Origin of the sequence: Streptococcus sp. 400_SSPC (assembly GCF_001072745.1) — a bacterium.
GTDB lineage: Bacteria > Bacillota > Bacilli > Lactobacillales > Streptococcaceae > Streptococcus > Streptococcus xiaochunlingii.
The window spans coordinates 29,867-46,870 of record NZ_JVIQ01000017.1 but is presented as its reverse complement, the minus strand read 5'-3'; the positions used below and the strand labels follow the sequence as shown (position 1 = coordinate 46,870).

The window sequence follows — 17,004 nt, the reverse complement described above, 5'->3', positions numbered from 1 at the left end:
AAAGAAAGGAAGTAATATGAATACAGACGATACTGTAACCATTTACGACGTTGCCCGAGAGGCGGGTGTCTCAATGGCGACTGTTAGCCGTGTCGTGAACGGAAATAAGAACGTTAAGGAAAATACTCGTAAAAAAGTATTGGAAGTCATTGAACGTTTGGACTATCGTCCGAATGCAGTAGCTCGTGGACTTGCGAGTAAGAAAACCACAACGGTAGGTGTTGTGATTCCAAATATTACCAATAGTTATTTCTCTACTCTGGCAAAGGGAATCGATGACATTGCTGAAATGTACAAGTACAACATCGTCCTTGCCAACAGCGATGAAGACGATGATAAAGAAGTTTCTGTTGTCAATACTCTTTTCTCAAAACAGGTCGATGGGATTATCTTCATGGGTTATCACTTGACAGAAAAGATTCGTTCAGAATTCTCTCGTTCTCGGACACCGGTGGTCCTTGCTGGGACAGTTGATGTCGAACATCAATTGCCAAGTGTCAATATCGATTACAAGCAAGCGACAGTAGACGCGGTTACACTATTGGCTAAACGAAATAAAAAGATTGCTTTTGTAAGTGGACCATTAGTAGATGATATCAACGGTAAGATTCGCTTGGCTGGCTACAAAGATGCTTTGAAAGCAAAAAAATTGTCTTACAGTGAAGGCTTGGTCTTTGAGTCTAAGTACCGCTATGAAGAAGGCTATAACTTGGCTGAACGCATCATTGCATCTAAAGCAACAGCAGCCTTTGTAACTGGGGATGAATTGGCAGCAGGTTTGCTTAATGGTCTAGCTGATCAAGGTGTGAACGTACCGGAAGATTTTGAGTTGATTACCAGTGATGATTCACAAATTACACGCTACACTCGTCCAAATCTTTCAACTGTTGGCCAACCACTTTATGATTTGGGGGCTATCAGTATGCGGATGCTGACAAAAATTATGCATAAGGAAGAATTGGAAGAAAGAGAAGTTCTTCTTGCCCATACCATCAATCATCGTGGGACTACGAAGAAGTAAAAATCAAAGGAAGCCAAGGCTTCCTTTTTTCTTGTCTCTGCATGAATCTCCGGTAAAACTTGAAGGGGTCTGCTAAATTAGGTATAATAGAGGGTATGAAAGTATTACTGTATTTAGAAGGAAAATCCGTTTTACAAAAATCGGGGATCGGTCGAGCTCTCCAACACCAGATGCATGCCTTGGATTTGGCTGGAATCCCCTACACCACAGATATTTTAGGGGACTACGATGTGGTTCATATTAATACTTATGGTCCTCGGAGTTTGTTGCTATTGCATGCTGCCAAACGTCGAGGGAAAAAGGTCATTATGCATGGACATTCCACACGGGAAGATTTCCAAAATTCATTTATTGGGTCCAATTTGTTTGCTCCCTTATTTGGCAAATATTTGGCTCATATGTATAAAAAAGCCGATTTTATTATTACCCCTTCAGAGTATTCGAAACAACTGATTCAGTCCTACGGGGTCAAGACTCCAATTGTCGCTGTTTCTAATGGGATTGATTTGTCTAAATATAAAAAAGATCCCAAAAAAGAAGAGGTTTTTCGGAAGCACTTTAATATCCAAGAAGGAGAGAAGGTCGTTTTATGTGCGGGTCTCTACTTTAGACGAAAAGGGATTGAAGACTTTGTAGAAGTGGCTCGTCGGATGCCAGATGTCCGCTTTATTTGGTTGGGGTCGATTAATAAATGGTTAATCCCTCGGGCTATTCGTCGTCTGGTCGAGAAAGATCATCCGAGCAATGTTGAATTCCCTGGCTATTTTAAGGGAGCTGTGTTCCAAGGTGCTATGACAGGTGCGGATGCCTTCTTCTTCCCATCTTATGAGGAAACGGAAGGGATTGTTGTCCTAGAGGCCTTAGCGGGTCACCAGCATGTCGTCCTCCGGGATATTCCAGTTTATCATGGTTGGGTGGACCAAGAGTCGGCAGAATTGTGTCATTCAGTGGATGAGTTTGTGGACTCTCTTGAAAAAGTCTTGTCTGGTCAAGTGGACAAGCGCGATGCAGGGGATCGAGTAGCTCAAAGTCGCTCAATTGATTTGGTAGCGGATCAACTAGTGAAAGCCTATCAGCAAGTATTGGAGATGTAATATGCGTATTGGATTATTTACAGATACTTATTTTCCGCAGGTATCGGGGGTTGCGACCAGTATTCGAACCCTTAAAACAGAATTGGAGAAGTTGGGACATACTGTTTTTATCTTTACGACGACGGATAAGGATGTCAACCGCTATGAGGACTGGCAAATTATCCGCATTCCAAGTATCCCTTTCTTTGCTTTTAAGGATCGGCGGATTGCTTATCGCGGCTTTACCAAGGCTTTGGCCATTGCCAAACAATACAAACTGGATATGATCCATACACAGACAGAGTTTTCTTTAGGACTACTCGGGGTTTGGATTGCTAAGGAGCTTCGGATTCCAGTAATTCATACCTATCATACCCAGTATGAAGATTATGTGCGTTATATTGCCAAGGGGATGGTTATCCGACCAAGTATGGTCAAATATATTGTTCGTGGTTATATGAATGACTTGGATGGGGTCATCTGCCCGAGTGAGATTGTCTATGACCTCTTGCTGAACTATAAGGTCAAGGCTGAAAAACGGATTATTCCGACAGGAATTGAGCTGGCGAAGTTTGAACGACCTGAAATCACACAAGTGGAGACGCAAGCCCTTCGTGAAAAATTAGGCATTCAAGAGGGTGAAATCATGCTCTTGAGCTTGTCACGGGTTTCTTACGAGAAAAATATCCAAGCCGTTATTGCGGCCTTGCCTAAAGTGTTAGAAGAAAATGCGCATATTAAATTGATTGTGGCTGGAGATGGGCCTTATCTAGATGATTTAAAAAAACAAGCGACCAAGCTTGGTGTGTCAGATGCGGTCGTCTTCACAGGAATGATTCCACCAAACGAAACAGCTCTTTACTATAAGGCGGCAGATTTCTTCATTTCAGCTTCGACTAGTGAGACGCAAGGCTTGACCTATTTAGAGAGTATCGCTAGTGGGACCCCCCTAATTGCTCAAAGTAATCCTTACTTAGATAATGTAATCAATGATCGGATGTTCGGAATCTTGTATGACCAGGAAGAAGATTTGGCAGCAGCTATTTTAGAAGCGACCTTAGCCACACCAGAAAAAGATGAGGCTAAGTGGGAGGAGAAGCTTTATGAAATTTCTTCGACAAATTTTGGTCGCAGGGTCTATGAGTTCTATCTGGATGCCATTATTTCGAAAGATTTTTATAATGAACGTCATCCTGAGGAAAGCCGTACCAAACGGGTGACCAAGTCTATTGTGAAAATTCCAAAAAAAGTTATCGCTATGCCTGTGAATGGGTCTGTGAGAATCATGAAGGGTTCCTTTAAACAGGTGAAAAAGATTCGCAACATTACCAAGTTATTGGATTAGAGTTCATCTCAAAAGCTAGGGGGCCTAAAGTAAGGCTCCTGGCATAGGGGATAGGAAGCTTTTTCCTCTTGCAAAATATTTCAATCGTGCTATAATACTAGTCAGAGACATATCAAATCTAGGAAATCTAAAAGAGAGCGCGTGGGGCTGGAAATCGCGTAGAGGATAGGTTTGGGACTACTCGGTGAACTTTTTATGCAAACATAAAACGGTGGCCACGTTAGAGCCAATCAGAGGTGTTCCTCTTTTTTGAGGAACATAAATGAAGGTGGAACCACGTTGCGACGTCCTTTCGAGGAGGTCGCTTTTTTGTTTTTTTGATGAAGAAATCAAAAAGAGTTTCACTATAACTAAGATATTTAAAAATTTATAAGGAGAAGATTATGATTAAGATTACTTTCCCAGATGGCGCTGTTCGTGAATTCGAATCTGGCGTGACAACTTTTGAAATTGCTCAATCCATCAGCAATTCTTTGGCTAAAAAAGCCCTTGCTGGTAAATTTAACGGCAAACTCATCGACACTACTCGTGCTATCACTGAAGATGGAAGCATCGAAATCGTGACACCTGATCACGAAGATGCTCTTCCAATCTTGCGCCACTCAGCAGCACACTTGTTTGCCCAAGCCGCTCGTCGCCTCTTCCCAGACATTCATTTGGGTGTAGGTCCAGCGATCGAAGATGGTTTCTACTACGATACTGACAATGAAGCTGGTCAAATCTCTAACGAAGACCTTCCTCGCATCGAAGAAGAAATGCAAAAAATCGTTAAAGAAAACTTCCCATCAATCCGTGAAGAAGTGTCTAAAGACGAAGCGCGTGAAATCTTCAAAAACGATCCCTACAAATTGGAATTGATTGAAGAGCACTCAGAAGACGAAGGTGGTTTGACCATCTACCGTCAAGGTGAGTACGTTGACCTTTGCCGTGGCCCACACGTGCCATCAACAGGTCGCATTCAAATCTTCCACCTTCTCAATGTAGCTGGTGCTTACTGGCGTGGTAATAGCGACAATGCTATGATGCAACGGATTTACGGTACAGCTTGGTTCGACAAGAAAGACTTGAAGAACTACCTTCAAATGCGTGAAGAAGCCAAAGAACGTGATCACCGTAAACTTGGTAAAGAGCTTGACCTCTTCATGATTTCTCAAGAGGTTGGTCAAGGTCTTCCATTCTGGTTGCCAAACGGGGCTACTATCCGTCGTGAGTTGGAACGCTACATCGTCGACAAAGAATTGGCTTCTGGCTACCAACACGTTTACACTCCACCACTTGCTTCTGTAGAACTTTACAAGACTTCTGGTCACTGGGATCATTACCAAGAAGATATGTTCCCAACTATGGATATGGGAGACGGTGAAGAATTTGTCCTTCGTCCAATGAACTGCCCACACCACATCCAAGTCTTCAAACACCATGTTCACTCATACCGTGAATTGCCAATCCGTATCGCTGAAATCGGAATGATGCACCGCTATGAAAAATCTGGTGCTTTGACTGGTCTCCAACGGGTGCGTGAGATGTCTCTTAACGACGGTCACCTCTTTGTGACTCCAGAACAAATCCAAGAAGAATTCCAACGTGCCCTTCAGTTGATTATTGATGTATATGGGGACTTCAACCTAAACGAATACCGCTTCCGCCTCTCTCTTCGTGACCCTCAAGATACTCACAAATACTTTGATAACGATGAGATGTGGGAAAATGCCCAAACCATGCTTCGTGCTGCTCTTGATGAAATGGGCGTGGACTACTTTGAAGCAGAAGGGGAAGCAGCCTTCTACGGACCAAAATTGGATATTCAGGTGAAGACTGCCCTTGGTAAAGAAGAAACTCTTTCTACTATCCAGCTTGACTTCTTGCTTCCAGAACGCTTCGACCTTAAATACATCGGAGCGGATGGGGAAGAACACCGTCCAGTGATGATCCACCGTGGTGTTATCTCAACGATGGAACGCTTCACAGCGATCCTGATCGAAAACTACAAGGGTGCCTTCCCAACATGGCTGGCACCACACCAAGTAACTCTTATTCCAGTTTCTAACGAAAAACATGTGGACTACGCTTGGGAAGTAGCTAAGAAACTTCGTGACCGTGGGGTTCGTGCAGATGTGGATGAGCGCAATGAAAAAATGCAGTTCAAGATCCGGGCTTCTCAAACTCAAAAAATTCCTTACCAATTGATCGTTGGTGACAAGGAAATGGAAGAGAAAGCCGTAAACGTTCGCCGTTATGGACAAAAAGAAACAGAAACAATGCCAGTAGATGCATTTGTAGAATTGATTCTTGCAGATATTGCCAATAAATCTCGTGTAGCAAACTAACAGATAGAAAAGCTAGGCTTTAACCTAGCTTTTTTTTGTGGATTGAAAATAACTATTCAAGCGCTGTTTTAGTGACCCCTATGTTGTGATAATTATTTTTTCCATTGCATAACCTTTTTCTTTCTCTTTCTTTACAAATCAAAGTATAACTCCCATTTTTCAAAGAAATTTGCTATAATGAAAGGACAGAGATTTGAAGAAGCAAAGAAAAAATAGAAGTAGGTACATGTATGAAGAAAATTCTTGTTGTAGATGATGAAAAGCCGATTTCGGATATTATAAAATTCAATATGGCCAAAGAAGGCTATGAAGTCTTGACTGCCTTCGATGGGAAAGAAGCACTGGCTGTTTTCGAAGCTGAGAACCCAGATATTTTGATTTTGGACCTCATGCTTCCTGAAATTGACGGCTTGGAAGTGGCGCGTACCATTCGGAAGACTAGTAATGTGCCGATTATTGTTCTTTCTGCCAAAGATACCGAATTTGATAAAGTTATCGGTCTTGAAATTGGGGCGGATGACTATGTGACCAAGCCATTCTCAAATCGTGAGCTTCAAGCTCGCGTAAAAGCTTTATTGCGTCGGACAGAACTAACGGTAGAATCACAAACAGAGTCTACATCAGATTCAGAGATTGTGATTGGGGATTTGAAAATCATTCCGGATGCCTTCCTTGCTCAGAAAAAGGGCAAAGAGCTTGAGTTGACCCATCGCGAATTTGAGTTGCTCTATCACTTGGCAACCCATGTAGGCCAAGTCATGACTCGTGAGCATTTGCTGGAAACAGTCTGGGGCTACGATTATTTTGGTGATGTTCGGACAGTGGACGTAACGATTCGACGTTTGCGTGAAAAAATCGAAGATATTCCTGGCCGTCCAGAGTATATTTTAACGCGCCGTGGTGTCGGTTACTATATGAGAAATAATGATTAATCACATCAAAGAAGTCATGACCTCTTATAATTTTGTTTTTATTTTAATCACTCTTGGATTCATTATCGTGGTAGCCTTACTGATCCTAGAAAATCGTCGGGATAACATGAAGCTACGCTTGTTGAATGATAAAATTAAGAGTTTGATTGCTGGAGAGTATTCGGATATCATTGATTTACAAGGGGGTCCTGAATTAACAGAGATTTCCAACAATATCAATGATTTATCTGAAGTGATTCGATTGACGCATGAAAATTTGGAACAGGAAACCAAGCGCTTGACCAGTATTCTTTCCTATATGACAGATGGGGTCTTAGCGACCAATCGTCGGGGGCAGATTATCTTGGTTAATGAAATGGCTGCTAAACAACTCAATGTTGTGGTAGAAGAGGTCATGAACATCAGTATTCTAGATCTGCTTGGCATTAGTGAAGAGTATGAACTGCGTGACTTGATTACCAATGTTCCAGAATTGACTATCGATTCGCAGGATGAAAATGGGGAGTACATCTCTTTACGGGTTCGCTTCGCTTTGATTCGGAGAGAGTCTGGTTTTATTTCTGGTCTGGTTGCCGTCTTGCATGACACAACCGAACAGGACAAGGAAGAGCGGGAACGTCGTTTATTCGTATCCAACGTTAGTCATGAACTCCGAACACCACTGACCAGTGTTAAATCTTACTTGGAAGCCTTGGATGACGGAGCCATTACGGAGCCAGTTGCACCGGAATTTGTCAAAGTATCTTTGACAGAGACCAACCGGATGATGCGGATGGTGACGGATCTATTAAGTCTTTCACGGATCGATAATGAAACCAGTCAATTGGATGTTGAATTGACCAACTTTACAGCCTTCATCACCTTCATTTTGAACCGCTTTGATAAGATGAAGAACCAGGCTGGCGAGAAGAAATATGATATTGTTCGTGATTATCCAATTTCTCCTGTCTGGGTTGAAATTGATACAGACAAGATGACACAGGTCTTAGACAATATCTTAAATAACGCTATCAAATATTCCCCAGATGGTGGGGAAATTCGTGTGGGGATGAAAACAACAGATGCCCAGTTGATTATCTCTATTTCGGATGAGGGCTTAGGGATTCCTAAAAAGGACCTGCCACGAATTTTTGACCGCTTTTATCGCGTGGATAAGGCACGTAGTCGCGCCCAAGGTGGGACTGGTTTAGGACTGGCCATTGCCAAGGAAATTATCAAGCAACACAAAGGATTTATCTGGGCCAAGAGTGAATATGGAAAAGGTTCTACTTTCACGATTGTCCTACCATATGATAAAGATGCTATCCTGGATGATGGATGGGATAATGAGGATGAATAAGAAAACTAATGGATGAAAAAGGGTTTAAGTATAGTATTTTAGCTTCAGGATCGAGTGGCAATTCGTTTTACTTAGAGACTCCTAAGAAGAAAATTCTAGTAGATGCAGGCTTGTCCGGGAAGAAAATTACAGGTTTGCTTGCAGAGATTGATCGCAAACCCGAAGATCTTGATGCTATTTTAATCACACATGAACATTCGGATCACATTCATGGCGTTGGTGTGCTAGCTCGTAAATACGGGATGGACCTATACGCCAATGAAGCTACCTGGAAGGCCATGGAGGGAAGCAAGTACCTTGGGAAGGTCGATGACTCCCAGAAACATTTATTTGAAATGGGCAAGACCTTAACCTTCGGGGATTTGGATGTGGAAAGTTTTGGTGTCAGCCATGATGCTGCGGCTCCCCAGTTCTACCGGTTCATGAAAGATGGGAAGAGTTTTGTCATGCTGACGGATACAGGTTATGTCAGTGATCGAATGGCAGGGATTGTTGAAAATGCAGATGGCTATTTGATCGAGTCCAACCACGATGTAGAAATCCTACGGGCAGGCTCTTATGCTTGGCGATTAAAGCAACGGATCTTATCCGATTTGGGTCACCTCTCTAATGAAGATGGCGCAGATGCCATGATTCGGACCCTAGGCAATAAGACCAAAAAGATTTATCTGGGCCACTTATCCAAGGAAAACAATATCAAGGAATTGGCCCATATGACCATGGTTAATCAACTGGCTCGAGCAGATCTAGCAGTGGGGCATGATTTTGACGTCTTGGATACATCTCCAGATACAGCGACTCCATTAGTAGATATCTAGATGATTAAAAAAGGAGATGAGCTCATCTCCTTTTTAGGTCAGTAGTGTAGGCTTGAAATGAGTGGAAAGGATAGGAGCAGTTAGTTTGAAATATGTGTATATAACAGTAGGGTTTATTTCCTTAGGATTAGGGATTATTGGGATTCCATTACCTATTTTACCAACGACCCCGTTTCTTTTATTAGCTATGGCTTGTTTTGCCAAGAGTTCTCAACGCTTTGAAAAATGGTTGCATGGGACCAAGTTGTACCAAACTTATGTAGCGGATTATCGGGAAACCAAGTCGATCTCAAAAAAGCGGAAAAAAAGAATTATTCTACAAATTTATCTTTTGATGGGGATTTCCATTTACCTGGCACCACTCTGGTTTGTAAAATTAGGTCTACTGGGATTAACTATTTTTATCAGTTATTATTTGTTCAAAGTGATTCCGGATAAAGAAGAATGATATAAGGACAGAATAGGTCCTAAATCCTATCTTGAAAACAAGGGAAAGGAGTGCGAGACGCACTCTTTTTTGGTATAATAGAGGGGTGTATCTTTTGGACGGAATAGGTCACAGGATTCAATCCAGATGCATAAATGAAGAAAGAAAGTAGTAACGTGATGCAAGCCTTATATAACCTTCTTGCTGAGAAATTTCGGCTGACTTTTGACGATACAGAATTGTTGGAAACAGCTTTTACACATACCTCATATGCGAATGAGCATCGCCTCTTAAAAATTTCACATAATGAACGTTTGGAATTTTTAGGAGACGCTGTTCTCCAGTTAGTGATTTCCGAATATTTATTTGCCCTCTACCCAAGTAAGCCAGAGGGAGATTTGTCAAAAATGCGTTCCATGATTGTTCGTGAGGAAAGCCTGGCAGGTTTTTCCCGTGATTGTGGTTTCGATCAATTTATCAAACTTGGCAAGGGAGAGGAAAAATCTGGTGGACGTAACCGAGATACCATCTTAGGAGATTTGTTTGAAGCTTTTTTAGGCGCCTTACTCTTGGATAAGGGAGTAGAGATGGTGCGGAACTTCATTCAGCAAGTCATGATTCCTAAAGTCGAGGCAGGTCAATTTGAGCAAGTGATTGACTATAAGACGCGCTTGCAAGAAATCCTTCAAATCCATGGGGATGTCTTGATTACCTATGAGGTGACGAGTGAATCAGGACCGGCTCATGCCAAGGAGTTTGAAGTGCAAGTGTCTGTCAATGGGAAAATCATCGGTCAAGGACGTGGCCGGTCTAAAAAGGCTGCAGAACAAGAAGCAGCAAAAAAAGCAGTGGAGAATAAGGTGGATCCCTCATGTATTTAAAGGAAATTGAGATTCAAGGATTTAAGTCTTTCGCAGATAAGACCCGAGTCATCTTTGACCAAGGGGTAACCGCAGTGGTTGGCCCTAATGGATCTGGAAAATCGAACATTACGGAAAGTCTGCGCTGGGCCTTAGGTGAATCGAGTGTCAAGAGCCTACGTGGTGGCAAGATGCCGGACGTGATTTTTGCTGGGACTGAAACTCGGAAACCCTTAAACTACGCCTGCGTAACGGTAGTACTGGATAACCGGGATGGCTTTATCAAACAAGCTGCTAAAGAAATCCGCGTGGAGCGTCATATTTATCGATCGGGTGATAGTGAATACAAGATTGATGGCAAGAAAGTCCGTTTGAGAGATGTCCATGATCTCTTTATGGATACTGGACTTGGGAGAGATTCTTTCTCTATTATTTCTCAAGGGAAGGTTGAAGAAATCTTTAATTCCAAACCAGAAGAGAGACGGGCTATTTTTGAGGAAGCTGCTGGGGTTCTTAAATTTAAGACGCGTCGCAAGGAAACAGAATCTAAGTTGGTTCAGACACAAGATAATTTGGACCGTCTAGAAGACATTATTTTTGAGTTAGAGGGGCAAATCAAACCTCTTGAAAAGCAAGCCCTTGTGGCCAAACGTTTCTTAGAATTGGATCAACAACGCCAGGTTCTTTATTTGGATGTTTTGATTGCACAAATTGAAGTCAATAAAAAAGACTATGATCAAGCCGTCCAAGAAGAAGCCTCCATCCAAGAGCAATTAAAGGCTTATTACCAGAAAAGAGAAGAGTATGAGGCGGAAAGTCTCCGATTGAAACAGAGTCGTCAGACTCTTCAACACCAATTGTCAGATGATCAAGCTAGCCTCTTGGAATTGACTCGTCTCTTAAGTGATTTGGAGAAACAAATCGAATTGGCACGCTTGGAGTCCCAACAGGTCGCTCGAAGTCGTCAGGAAAATCAAGAGCGGGTCAATAGTCTGGAAGTGCGCCTACAAGTTCTTCGGAACCAGTTGGAAGAAAAACAAGCCAATACAAAGAGTCTTCAAGAAGAACTACAAAAGAGCCAAGTAGCTCTGGAAGGTCTGGAGAAAGAGTTGGCCAGCTTCTCAGAAGATCCAGATCAGGTAATCGATTATTTACGTGAAAAATACGTGGCCTTGATGCAGGATGAAGCGGAGCGATCAAACGAATTAACAACCATTGAAAATCAACTGGAAGCCTCAGCTCAATTATCTCAGAGCAAGAAAGAAGACTTTCAAAAGCAAGTTCAAATCGTAAGAGAATTGCAGGAAAAAGACCAGGTTGCTCAAGAAGCTTATCAAGTAGCTCAAGAGCATCTGAAACACTTGCTTGAGACCTATCAATCAGAGGCAAAACGGTTTGAGGAAGCTCGCCAGGCTTATCAAGAAGCGCAAGCCAAGATGTTTGATTTACTGGATCAAAGTAAGGAAAAACAGGCTCGCATTAACAGTTTAGAGGCGATTCAAAAAAATCATAGTAATTTTTATGCGGGCGTAAAGAGTGTCTTGCAAGAAGCGGCTCGCTTAGGTGGGATCGTGGGAGCTGTCAGTGAAAAACTTTCCTTCTCACCAGAGTATCAGACTGCCTTAGAGATTGCTCTAGGAGCTAGCAGTCAGCATATTATCGTAGAAGACGAAGGAGCAGCAACACGGGCAATCGAACATCTGAAGAAGAATCGCTCGGGTCGGGCAACCTTCCTTCCTTTGACAACCATTAAACCACGTCACCTTGCAGGAAAGAATCAAGAACTGATTGAAGCCTGTCCAGGGTTCCTAGGGATGGCTAGCAGTTTGGTGGACTATGATCCTTCCCTCGAGTCGATTTTTCAAAACCTTTTGGGTGTCACAGCTATTTTTGATACAATTGAGCACGCCAAGTCGGCTGCTCGCAAAGTTGCCTACCAAGTTCGTATCGTGACGCTCGATGGAACCGAACTGCGCACGGGTGGTTCCTATGCAGGGGGAGCGAATCGAACCAATAATTCGATTTTTATCAAGCCAGAACTGGATCGCTTGCACCAAGAATTGGCCTCTCTTCAGAAGAACTTGCGAGAAGTAGAAGGGCAGGTTCAAGAGCAACAGGACCAAGTGAGCCAATCACAAGAAAAACTAGAATCTTTGAAAGGCCAAGGAGAAGTGGCGCGACTAGAAGAGCAACGCCTTCAATTAGCTTTTGAGCAAGCTCACCAGCAACTCTTGGATGCCCAAGAACTGTTAGAACTTATCCGTACAGAGCTGGATGAAGGTAGCGACCAGGAGCTCCTCCAAAAACGGGATCACTTGCAAGCGCGGCTGAAAGAAATTGAGGCGGAAAAAGAGCAAGTCACTGCTGAGATTGAAGAAGTCAAGCTCAATAAAGATGTCGTTGTTGAGAAAATTGAAAATTTACGAGTAGCCATTGCCAAGCTTCAATTACAAAAAACAGAGTTGAAGAGTCGATTGACCTATGACCAGACAGATTCCGAACGCTTGCAGCAAGAGTTGGCTTCTACTGAACGGGAAATCCAAGCTCTCCAATATGCGATTGAGCAGGGAGAAGATCGACATGAGCAAATCGATGTTTCTGTCCTTGAAAAACAACTGCAAGCAACCCTTCAAGAGAAAACCGCTCTGGAGCAAGCTGTGATTCGTAAGCAATTTGAATTAGAGGATTTGGAAGGCCAGTCTGAAGATGTAGCGGGTCATATGGAACAAGCCCGTCGTCAAAATGAGGAGTGGATTCGCCTACAGGCCAAAGCAGAATCCAATCGTGATCGCTTGGCGGATAAGCTAAATAAATTGATGTTAGCTCTGACCGATGAATTCAAGATGAGTTTTGAAGAGGCATCTAATCAGGCCAACGAACTAGAAAATCTAGCTCAGTCTGAGCAAGTCTTAAAAGACTTGGAAAAAGCGATTAAAGCCTTAGGACCTGTCAATATTGATGCTATCGAACAATACGATGAGGTCAAGACTAGGTTTGATTTCCTTTCCAGTCAACGAGAAGATGTCTTGGCAGCGAAGAATCTTCTTCTTGAAACCATTAATGACATGAATGATGAGGTGAAAGAACGCTTTAAGTCTACGTTTGAAGCGATTCGTGAATCCTTCCGAATAACCTTTAAACAGATGTTTGGGGGAGGATCAGCAGATCTCATCTTGACGGATGGGGATCTCTTGTCTGCTGGGGTCGAGATTTCTGTTCAACCGCCAGGTAAGAAAATTCAATCCTTGAATTTGATGAGTGGTGGGGAGAAAGCTTTGTCAGCATTGGCGCTGCTCTTCTCAATCATTCGTGTCAAGACTATTCCATTTGTCATCTTGGATGAGGTAGAAGCGGCTCTAGACGAGGCCAATGTTAAACGTTTTGGGGATTACCTCAATCGTTTTGATAAGGAAAGTCAGTTTATTGTGGTCACCCACCGTAAGGGAACCATGGCGGCAGCAGATTCCATCTACGGAGTGACCATGCAAGAATCTGGAGTCTCTAAGATTGTATCTGTGAAGCTGAAAGATATAGAAGGAATGGATAATGGAAATTAAATTAGTCGCAACAGACATGGATGGGACCTTTTTGGATGAAAATCATCAATTTGATCAAGCTTTATTCCTAAAGGTATTAAAGAAGTTTCAAGAAAAAGGGATCTACTTTGCGGCAGCAAGTGGTCGGCCTCTCCTCTCTTTGAAGACAATCTTTAAAGAGGTTCAGGATCAGATTATTTTTATAGCTGAAAACGGCAGTGTTGTTGAGTTTCATGGTGAAGATGTCTATGAAGCGACCATGAGTCCTGAATTTTACCAAGCCATGTTTGCCAAGTTACAAGAAAGTCCTTATTTTGATAAAAATAAGTGCTTGTTAACGGGAAAACGTGGGAGCTATGTTCTAAAAACCGTTGATCCAGACTATCTAGCTGCTTCACAAAACTACAATGAAAATATTCAAATGGTGTCTGATTTTTCAGAAATTGATGATCTTGTCTTTAAGATGACCACCAATTTTGACCAAGAAGTATTAGCGGAAGGGGAAGCCTGGGTTACCCAAAATGTTGAGGGTGTTAAGGCTATGACCACTGGTTATGAGTGCATTGATATTGTCTTGGATTATGTGGACAAGGGAGTCGCCATCCAAGCACTAATGGATCAGCTAGGCATTAGTCGAGATCAAGTCCTAGCTTTTGGGGATAACCTCAATGATCTTCATATGATGCAGGTTGTTGGCCATCCAATTGCGCCAGAAAATGCCCGTCCAGAGATTTTGGAATTGGCTGAAAAAGTATTAGCTCACCATTCGACAGGATCTGTCCTTCGCTTCATGGAGGAAGAATTATGAGTCAGATTAAGGTTATCGCACTAGACTTGGACGGTACTCTCTTAAACTCAGATAAGAAAATCTCCCCTCGGAACTTAGCTGCCATTCGTGCAGCTCAAGAAAAAGGGGTCAAGGTAGTTTTGACGACGGGTCGTCCCCTCAAGGCTATGGATTTTCTGCTTCAAGAGATTGGGACTGCCGGCTTGTCAGATGAATACACCATTACGTTTAATGGTGGCTTGGTACAAAAGAATACAGGGGAGATCATTGCGAAGACAGTTTTCTCTCGTGATGATGTCGTCCGTATTTATGAGGAGACAGAGGCCCTTGGTTTGCCCCTAGATGCCATCAGCGAAGGGGTTGTTTATACACTTGTATCTGATCAAGAATCTCTTTACCCTCTCTATAATCCTTACTTGAACTTTATTCCCGTTTCTATTGAAGATTTGTCCAGTCAGATTTCCTACAATAAGTGTGTAACGGCCTTTCAACAGGACTATTTGGATGGCGCTATTCCAAAGATTTCTCCTGAATTAAGGGAGCGTTTTGAGATTTTTAAATCCAGAGACATGCTCTTGGAATGGTGCCCCAAAGGCGTTCAAAAGGATCGAGGCTTGGAAGCTTTGGTGGAGTATTTAGGAATCGATGCTAGCCAAGTCATGGCGTGTGGAGATGAAGCCAACGATGCCAGCATGTTAAGATGGGCAGGCCTAGGAATCGCCATGGCTAATGCGGTGGATAAGGTGAAAGAGATTGCCACACTAGTCTCAGACTACACCAATGATGAAGATGCAGTCGGAAGAGCGATTGAAGAATATGTATTGAAGGAGGGTCAATAATGGGATTATTTGACCGACTATTTGGAAGAAAAGAAGAAACAAAACCACAAGTTCAGGATCTTACAGAAGAGCTTGTGGAAAGCCCTGAGAAAGCAAGCTCGCCAGCTGAGCCGGTATCTCAAAAGGCTTCACAAAGTGATGAAGCAAAGATTTCGGCAATGGAAGCCTACTATGCAGAATTAAAAGAGCGAATGGCTGCCGAATCAGCGCGATCATCGCAAGAGTCGACAGCATCTATTGAAGAAGAAGTTCCTTCAGAAGAGCCTGTAAATCAGGAAACAGCTATCGAGGAAGAGGACCCTTCTCAAGTGAAGCAGGATAGCTCTCCTGAGGAAGTAACCGAGCCTGCCCCTGTTCCTGAAGAACAAACTATAGAAATAGAAGCTTTACAAGAAGAGAATCTTGAAGATGAGCCTCTGAATTCTTCATCAGATCTTCCCCAAGAATCCTTTGAAGAAGATGTTCTTGCAAAGAATGAAACAGAAGATGAAACTTCAAGTCTTTCCAAAGAACCCGAGGAAGTAATTGAAGAAGCAACTACTGAAAGTTCAGAGGAAGAAACAGGAGAGTTTGAAGAAGACACTCCAGTAGAAGAAACAACTAGCGAACCTGAAGATACAGAAGAGCTTGAAGCAGAATTGTCAGTAGAGGAACCTACTAGCGAACCTGAAATTTCAGAAGAAGTTGAAGAAGAGTCTTTAGTAGAAAAAACGACAAGTGAGCCAGAGATTGCTGAACCAACAGAAACGGTTCAAGAAAAATACAATCGAAGCTTGAAGAAAACTCGGACTGGCTTTGGTGCTGCCCTTAATGCATTCTTTGCTAACTTCCGTTCTGTCGATGAAGAATTCTTTGAAGAGTTAGAAGAACTCTTGATCATGAGTGACGTCGGAGTCCAAGTCGCTTCGAATCTGACGGAAGAGCTCCGCTATGAAGCACGCTTGGAAAATGCCAAGAAGCCGGATGCCTTGCGTCGAGTGATCATTGAAAAATTGGTGGATCTCTATGAAAAAGATGGCCAATACAATGAGCAAATCAACTTTAAGGACGGCTTGACCGTCATGCTCTTCGTCGGAGTGAATGGCGTTGGGAAAACCACTTCTATCGGAAAACTAGCTCATAAGTACAAGAAGGAAGGGAAAAAAGTGATGCTAGTCGCAGCAGATACCTTCCGGGCAGGAGCTGTTGCTCAGTTGGCTGAATGGGGACGTCGTGTGGATGTGCCCGTTGTCACAGGTCCTGAAAAATCAGATCCTGCAAGTGTGGTCTTTGATGGGATGGAACGAGCAGTGGCAGAACAAGTCGATGTTTTGATGATTGATACGGCTGGTCGCCTTCAGAATAAAGACAATCTGATGGCTGAATTAGAAAAAATCGGTCGCATTATCAAGCGCGTGGATCCTACAGCCCCTCATGAAACCTTCTTGGCCTTGGATGCGTCTACAGGACAAAATGCCCTGGTCCAAGCCAAGGAATTCTCTAAGATCACGCCGATTACTGGTATCGTCCTCACTAAGATTGATGGAACAGCTCGAGGAGGAGTGGTTCTTGCCATTCGAGAAGAATTGGATATTCCAGTGAAATTAATCGGTTTTGGTGAAAAAATTGATGACATCGGTGAATTCAATTCTGAAAACTTTATGCGTGGCTTGTTAGAAGGCTTGATATAAACAAAAAACTCATCTCAAGAAAGAGATGAG

13 protein-coding genes are annotated in these 17,004 nt (G+C 42.8%); all 13 read left to right on the top strand.

All coding sequences use genetic code 11. The annotated features are described in order from the left end of the window. Positions 1-16 precede the first annotated feature (16 nt). Complete coding sequence (gene ccpA / locus ADH49_RS03340; protein ID WP_006595886.1) at positions 17-1,021, top strand: catabolite control protein A; 1,005 nt, start codon at positions 17-19, stop codon at positions 1,019-1,021. A gap of 95 nt (positions 1,022-1,116) precedes the next feature. Beyond that, positions 1,117-2,115, top strand: a complete 999-nt coding sequence (locus ADH49_RS03335) for a glycosyltransferase family 4 protein (protein WP_006597024.1) — start codon at positions 1,117-1,119, stop codon at positions 2,113-2,115. Position 2,116: 1 nt separating this feature from the next. After that, a complete protein-coding gene (locus tag ADH49_RS03330; RefSeq protein ID WP_048689547.1) occupies positions 2,117-3,439 on the top strand; it encodes a glycosyltransferase family 4 protein in 1,323 nt (440 codons plus the stop codon). Between the two features lie 383 nt (positions 3,440-3,822). Then, on the top strand, positions 3,823-5,766 hold the full coding sequence (thrS, locus tag ADH49_RS03325; protein WP_048689544.1) for a threonine--tRNA ligase: 1,944 nt from the start codon (positions 3,823-3,825) through the stop codon (positions 5,764-5,766). Between the two features lie 230 nt (positions 5,767-5,996). Continuing rightward, on the top strand, positions 5,997-6,698 hold the full coding sequence (yycF, locus tag ADH49_RS03320) for a response regulator YycF (RefSeq protein WP_048689541.1): 702 nt from the start codon (positions 5,997-5,999) through the stop codon (positions 6,696-6,698). After that, entirely contained in the window at positions 6,691-8,037 is a 1,347-nt protein-coding gene (vicK, locus tag ADH49_RS03315) for a cell wall metabolism sensor histidine kinase VicK (RefSeq protein ID WP_048689538.1), read from the top strand. Before yycF ends, vicK begins: the two co-directional genes overlap by 8 nt. 8 nt (positions 8,038-8,045) lie before the next feature. After that, the gene (locus ADH49_RS03310; protein ID WP_048689535.1) at positions 8,046-8,855 is read left to right on the top strand and encodes an MBL fold metallo-hydrolase; all 810 of its coding nucleotides are present in this window, start codon (positions 8,046-8,048) and stop codon (positions 8,853-8,855) included. 85 nt (positions 8,856-8,940) lie between these two features. Next, positions 8,941-9,303 (top strand): YbaN family protein, encoded by a 363-nt coding sequence (locus ADH49_RS03305; protein WP_006596984.1) that lies wholly within the window; start codon positions 8,941-8,943, stop codon positions 9,301-9,303. A 158-nt stretch (positions 9,304-9,461) separates the two neighbouring features. Then, positions 9,462-10,163, top strand: coding sequence for a ribonuclease III (gene rnc / locus ADH49_RS03300; protein ID WP_048689531.1), 702 nt, complete (start codon positions 9,462-9,464; stop codon positions 10,161-10,163). Further along, entirely contained in the window at positions 10,154-13,699 is a 3,546-nt protein-coding gene (smc, locus tag ADH49_RS03295; RefSeq protein ID WP_048689528.1) for a chromosome segregation protein SMC, read from the top strand. The genes rnc and smc overlap by 10 nt, the downstream gene beginning before the upstream one ends. Next, positions 13,689-14,486 carry an HAD family hydrolase gene (locus ADH49_RS03290; protein ID WP_048689525.1) on the top strand — a complete coding sequence of 266 codons (798 nt, stop codon included), beginning with the start codon at positions 13,689-13,691 and terminating at the stop codon, positions 14,484-14,486. Before smc ends, ADH49_RS03290 begins: the two co-directional genes overlap by 11 nt. Continuing rightward, complete coding sequence (locus tag ADH49_RS03285; protein WP_048689523.1) at positions 14,483-15,304, top strand: Cof-type HAD-IIB family hydrolase; 822 nt, start codon at positions 14,483-14,485, stop codon at positions 15,302-15,304. The genes ADH49_RS03290 and ADH49_RS03285 overlap by 4 nt, the downstream gene beginning before the upstream one ends. Further along, on the top strand, positions 15,304-16,974 hold the full coding sequence (ftsY, locus tag ADH49_RS03280; protein ID WP_048689519.1) for a signal recognition particle-docking protein FtsY: 1,671 nt from the start codon (positions 15,304-15,306) through the stop codon (positions 16,972-16,974). The genes ADH49_RS03285 and ftsY overlap by 1 nt, the downstream gene beginning before the upstream one ends. Positions 16,975-17,004: the final 30 nt, after the last annotated feature.

What these genes read in the sequence shown, in the direction of transcription:
- ccpA (WP_006595886.1), top strand. Translation starts at nt 17, where the DNA reads ATGAATACAGACGATACTGTAACCATTTACGACGTTGCCCGAGAGGCG.
- ADH49_RS03335 (WP_006597024.1), top strand. Translation starts at nt 1,117, where the DNA reads ATGAAAGTATTACTGTATTTAGAAGGAAAATCCGTTTTACAAAAATCG.
- ADH49_RS03330 (WP_048689547.1), top strand. Translation starts at nt 2,117, where the DNA reads ATGCGTATTGGATTATTTACAGATACTTATTTTCCGCAGGTATCGGGG.
- thrS (WP_048689544.1), top strand. Translation starts at nt 3,823, where the DNA reads ATGATTAAGATTACTTTCCCAGATGGCGCTGTTCGTGAATTCGAATCT.
- yycF (WP_048689541.1), top strand. Translation starts at nt 5,997, where the DNA reads ATGAAGAAAATTCTTGTTGTAGATGATGAAAAGCCGATTTCGGATATT.
- vicK (WP_048689538.1), top strand. Translation starts at nt 6,691, where the DNA reads ATGATTAATCACATCAAAGAAGTCATGACCTCTTATAATTTTGTTTTT.
- ADH49_RS03310 (WP_048689535.1), top strand. Translation starts at nt 8,046, where the DNA reads ATGGATGAAAAAGGGTTTAAGTATAGTATTTTAGCTTCAGGATCGAGT.
- rnc (WP_048689531.1), top strand. Translation starts at nt 9,462, where the DNA reads ATGCAAGCCTTATATAACCTTCTTGCTGAGAAATTTCGGCTGACTTTT.
- smc (WP_048689528.1), top strand. Translation starts at nt 10,154, where the DNA reads ATGTATTTAAAGGAAATTGAGATTCAAGGATTTAAGTCTTTCGCAGAT.
- ADH49_RS03290 (WP_048689525.1), top strand. Translation starts at nt 13,689, where the DNA reads ATGGAAATTAAATTAGTCGCAACAGACATGGATGGGACCTTTTTGGAT.
- ADH49_RS03285 (WP_048689523.1), top strand. Translation starts at nt 14,483, where the DNA reads ATGAGTCAGATTAAGGTTATCGCACTAGACTTGGACGGTACTCTCTTA.
- ftsY (WP_048689519.1), top strand. Translation starts at nt 15,304, where the DNA reads ATGGGATTATTTGACCGACTATTTGGAAGAAAAGAAGAAACAAAACCA.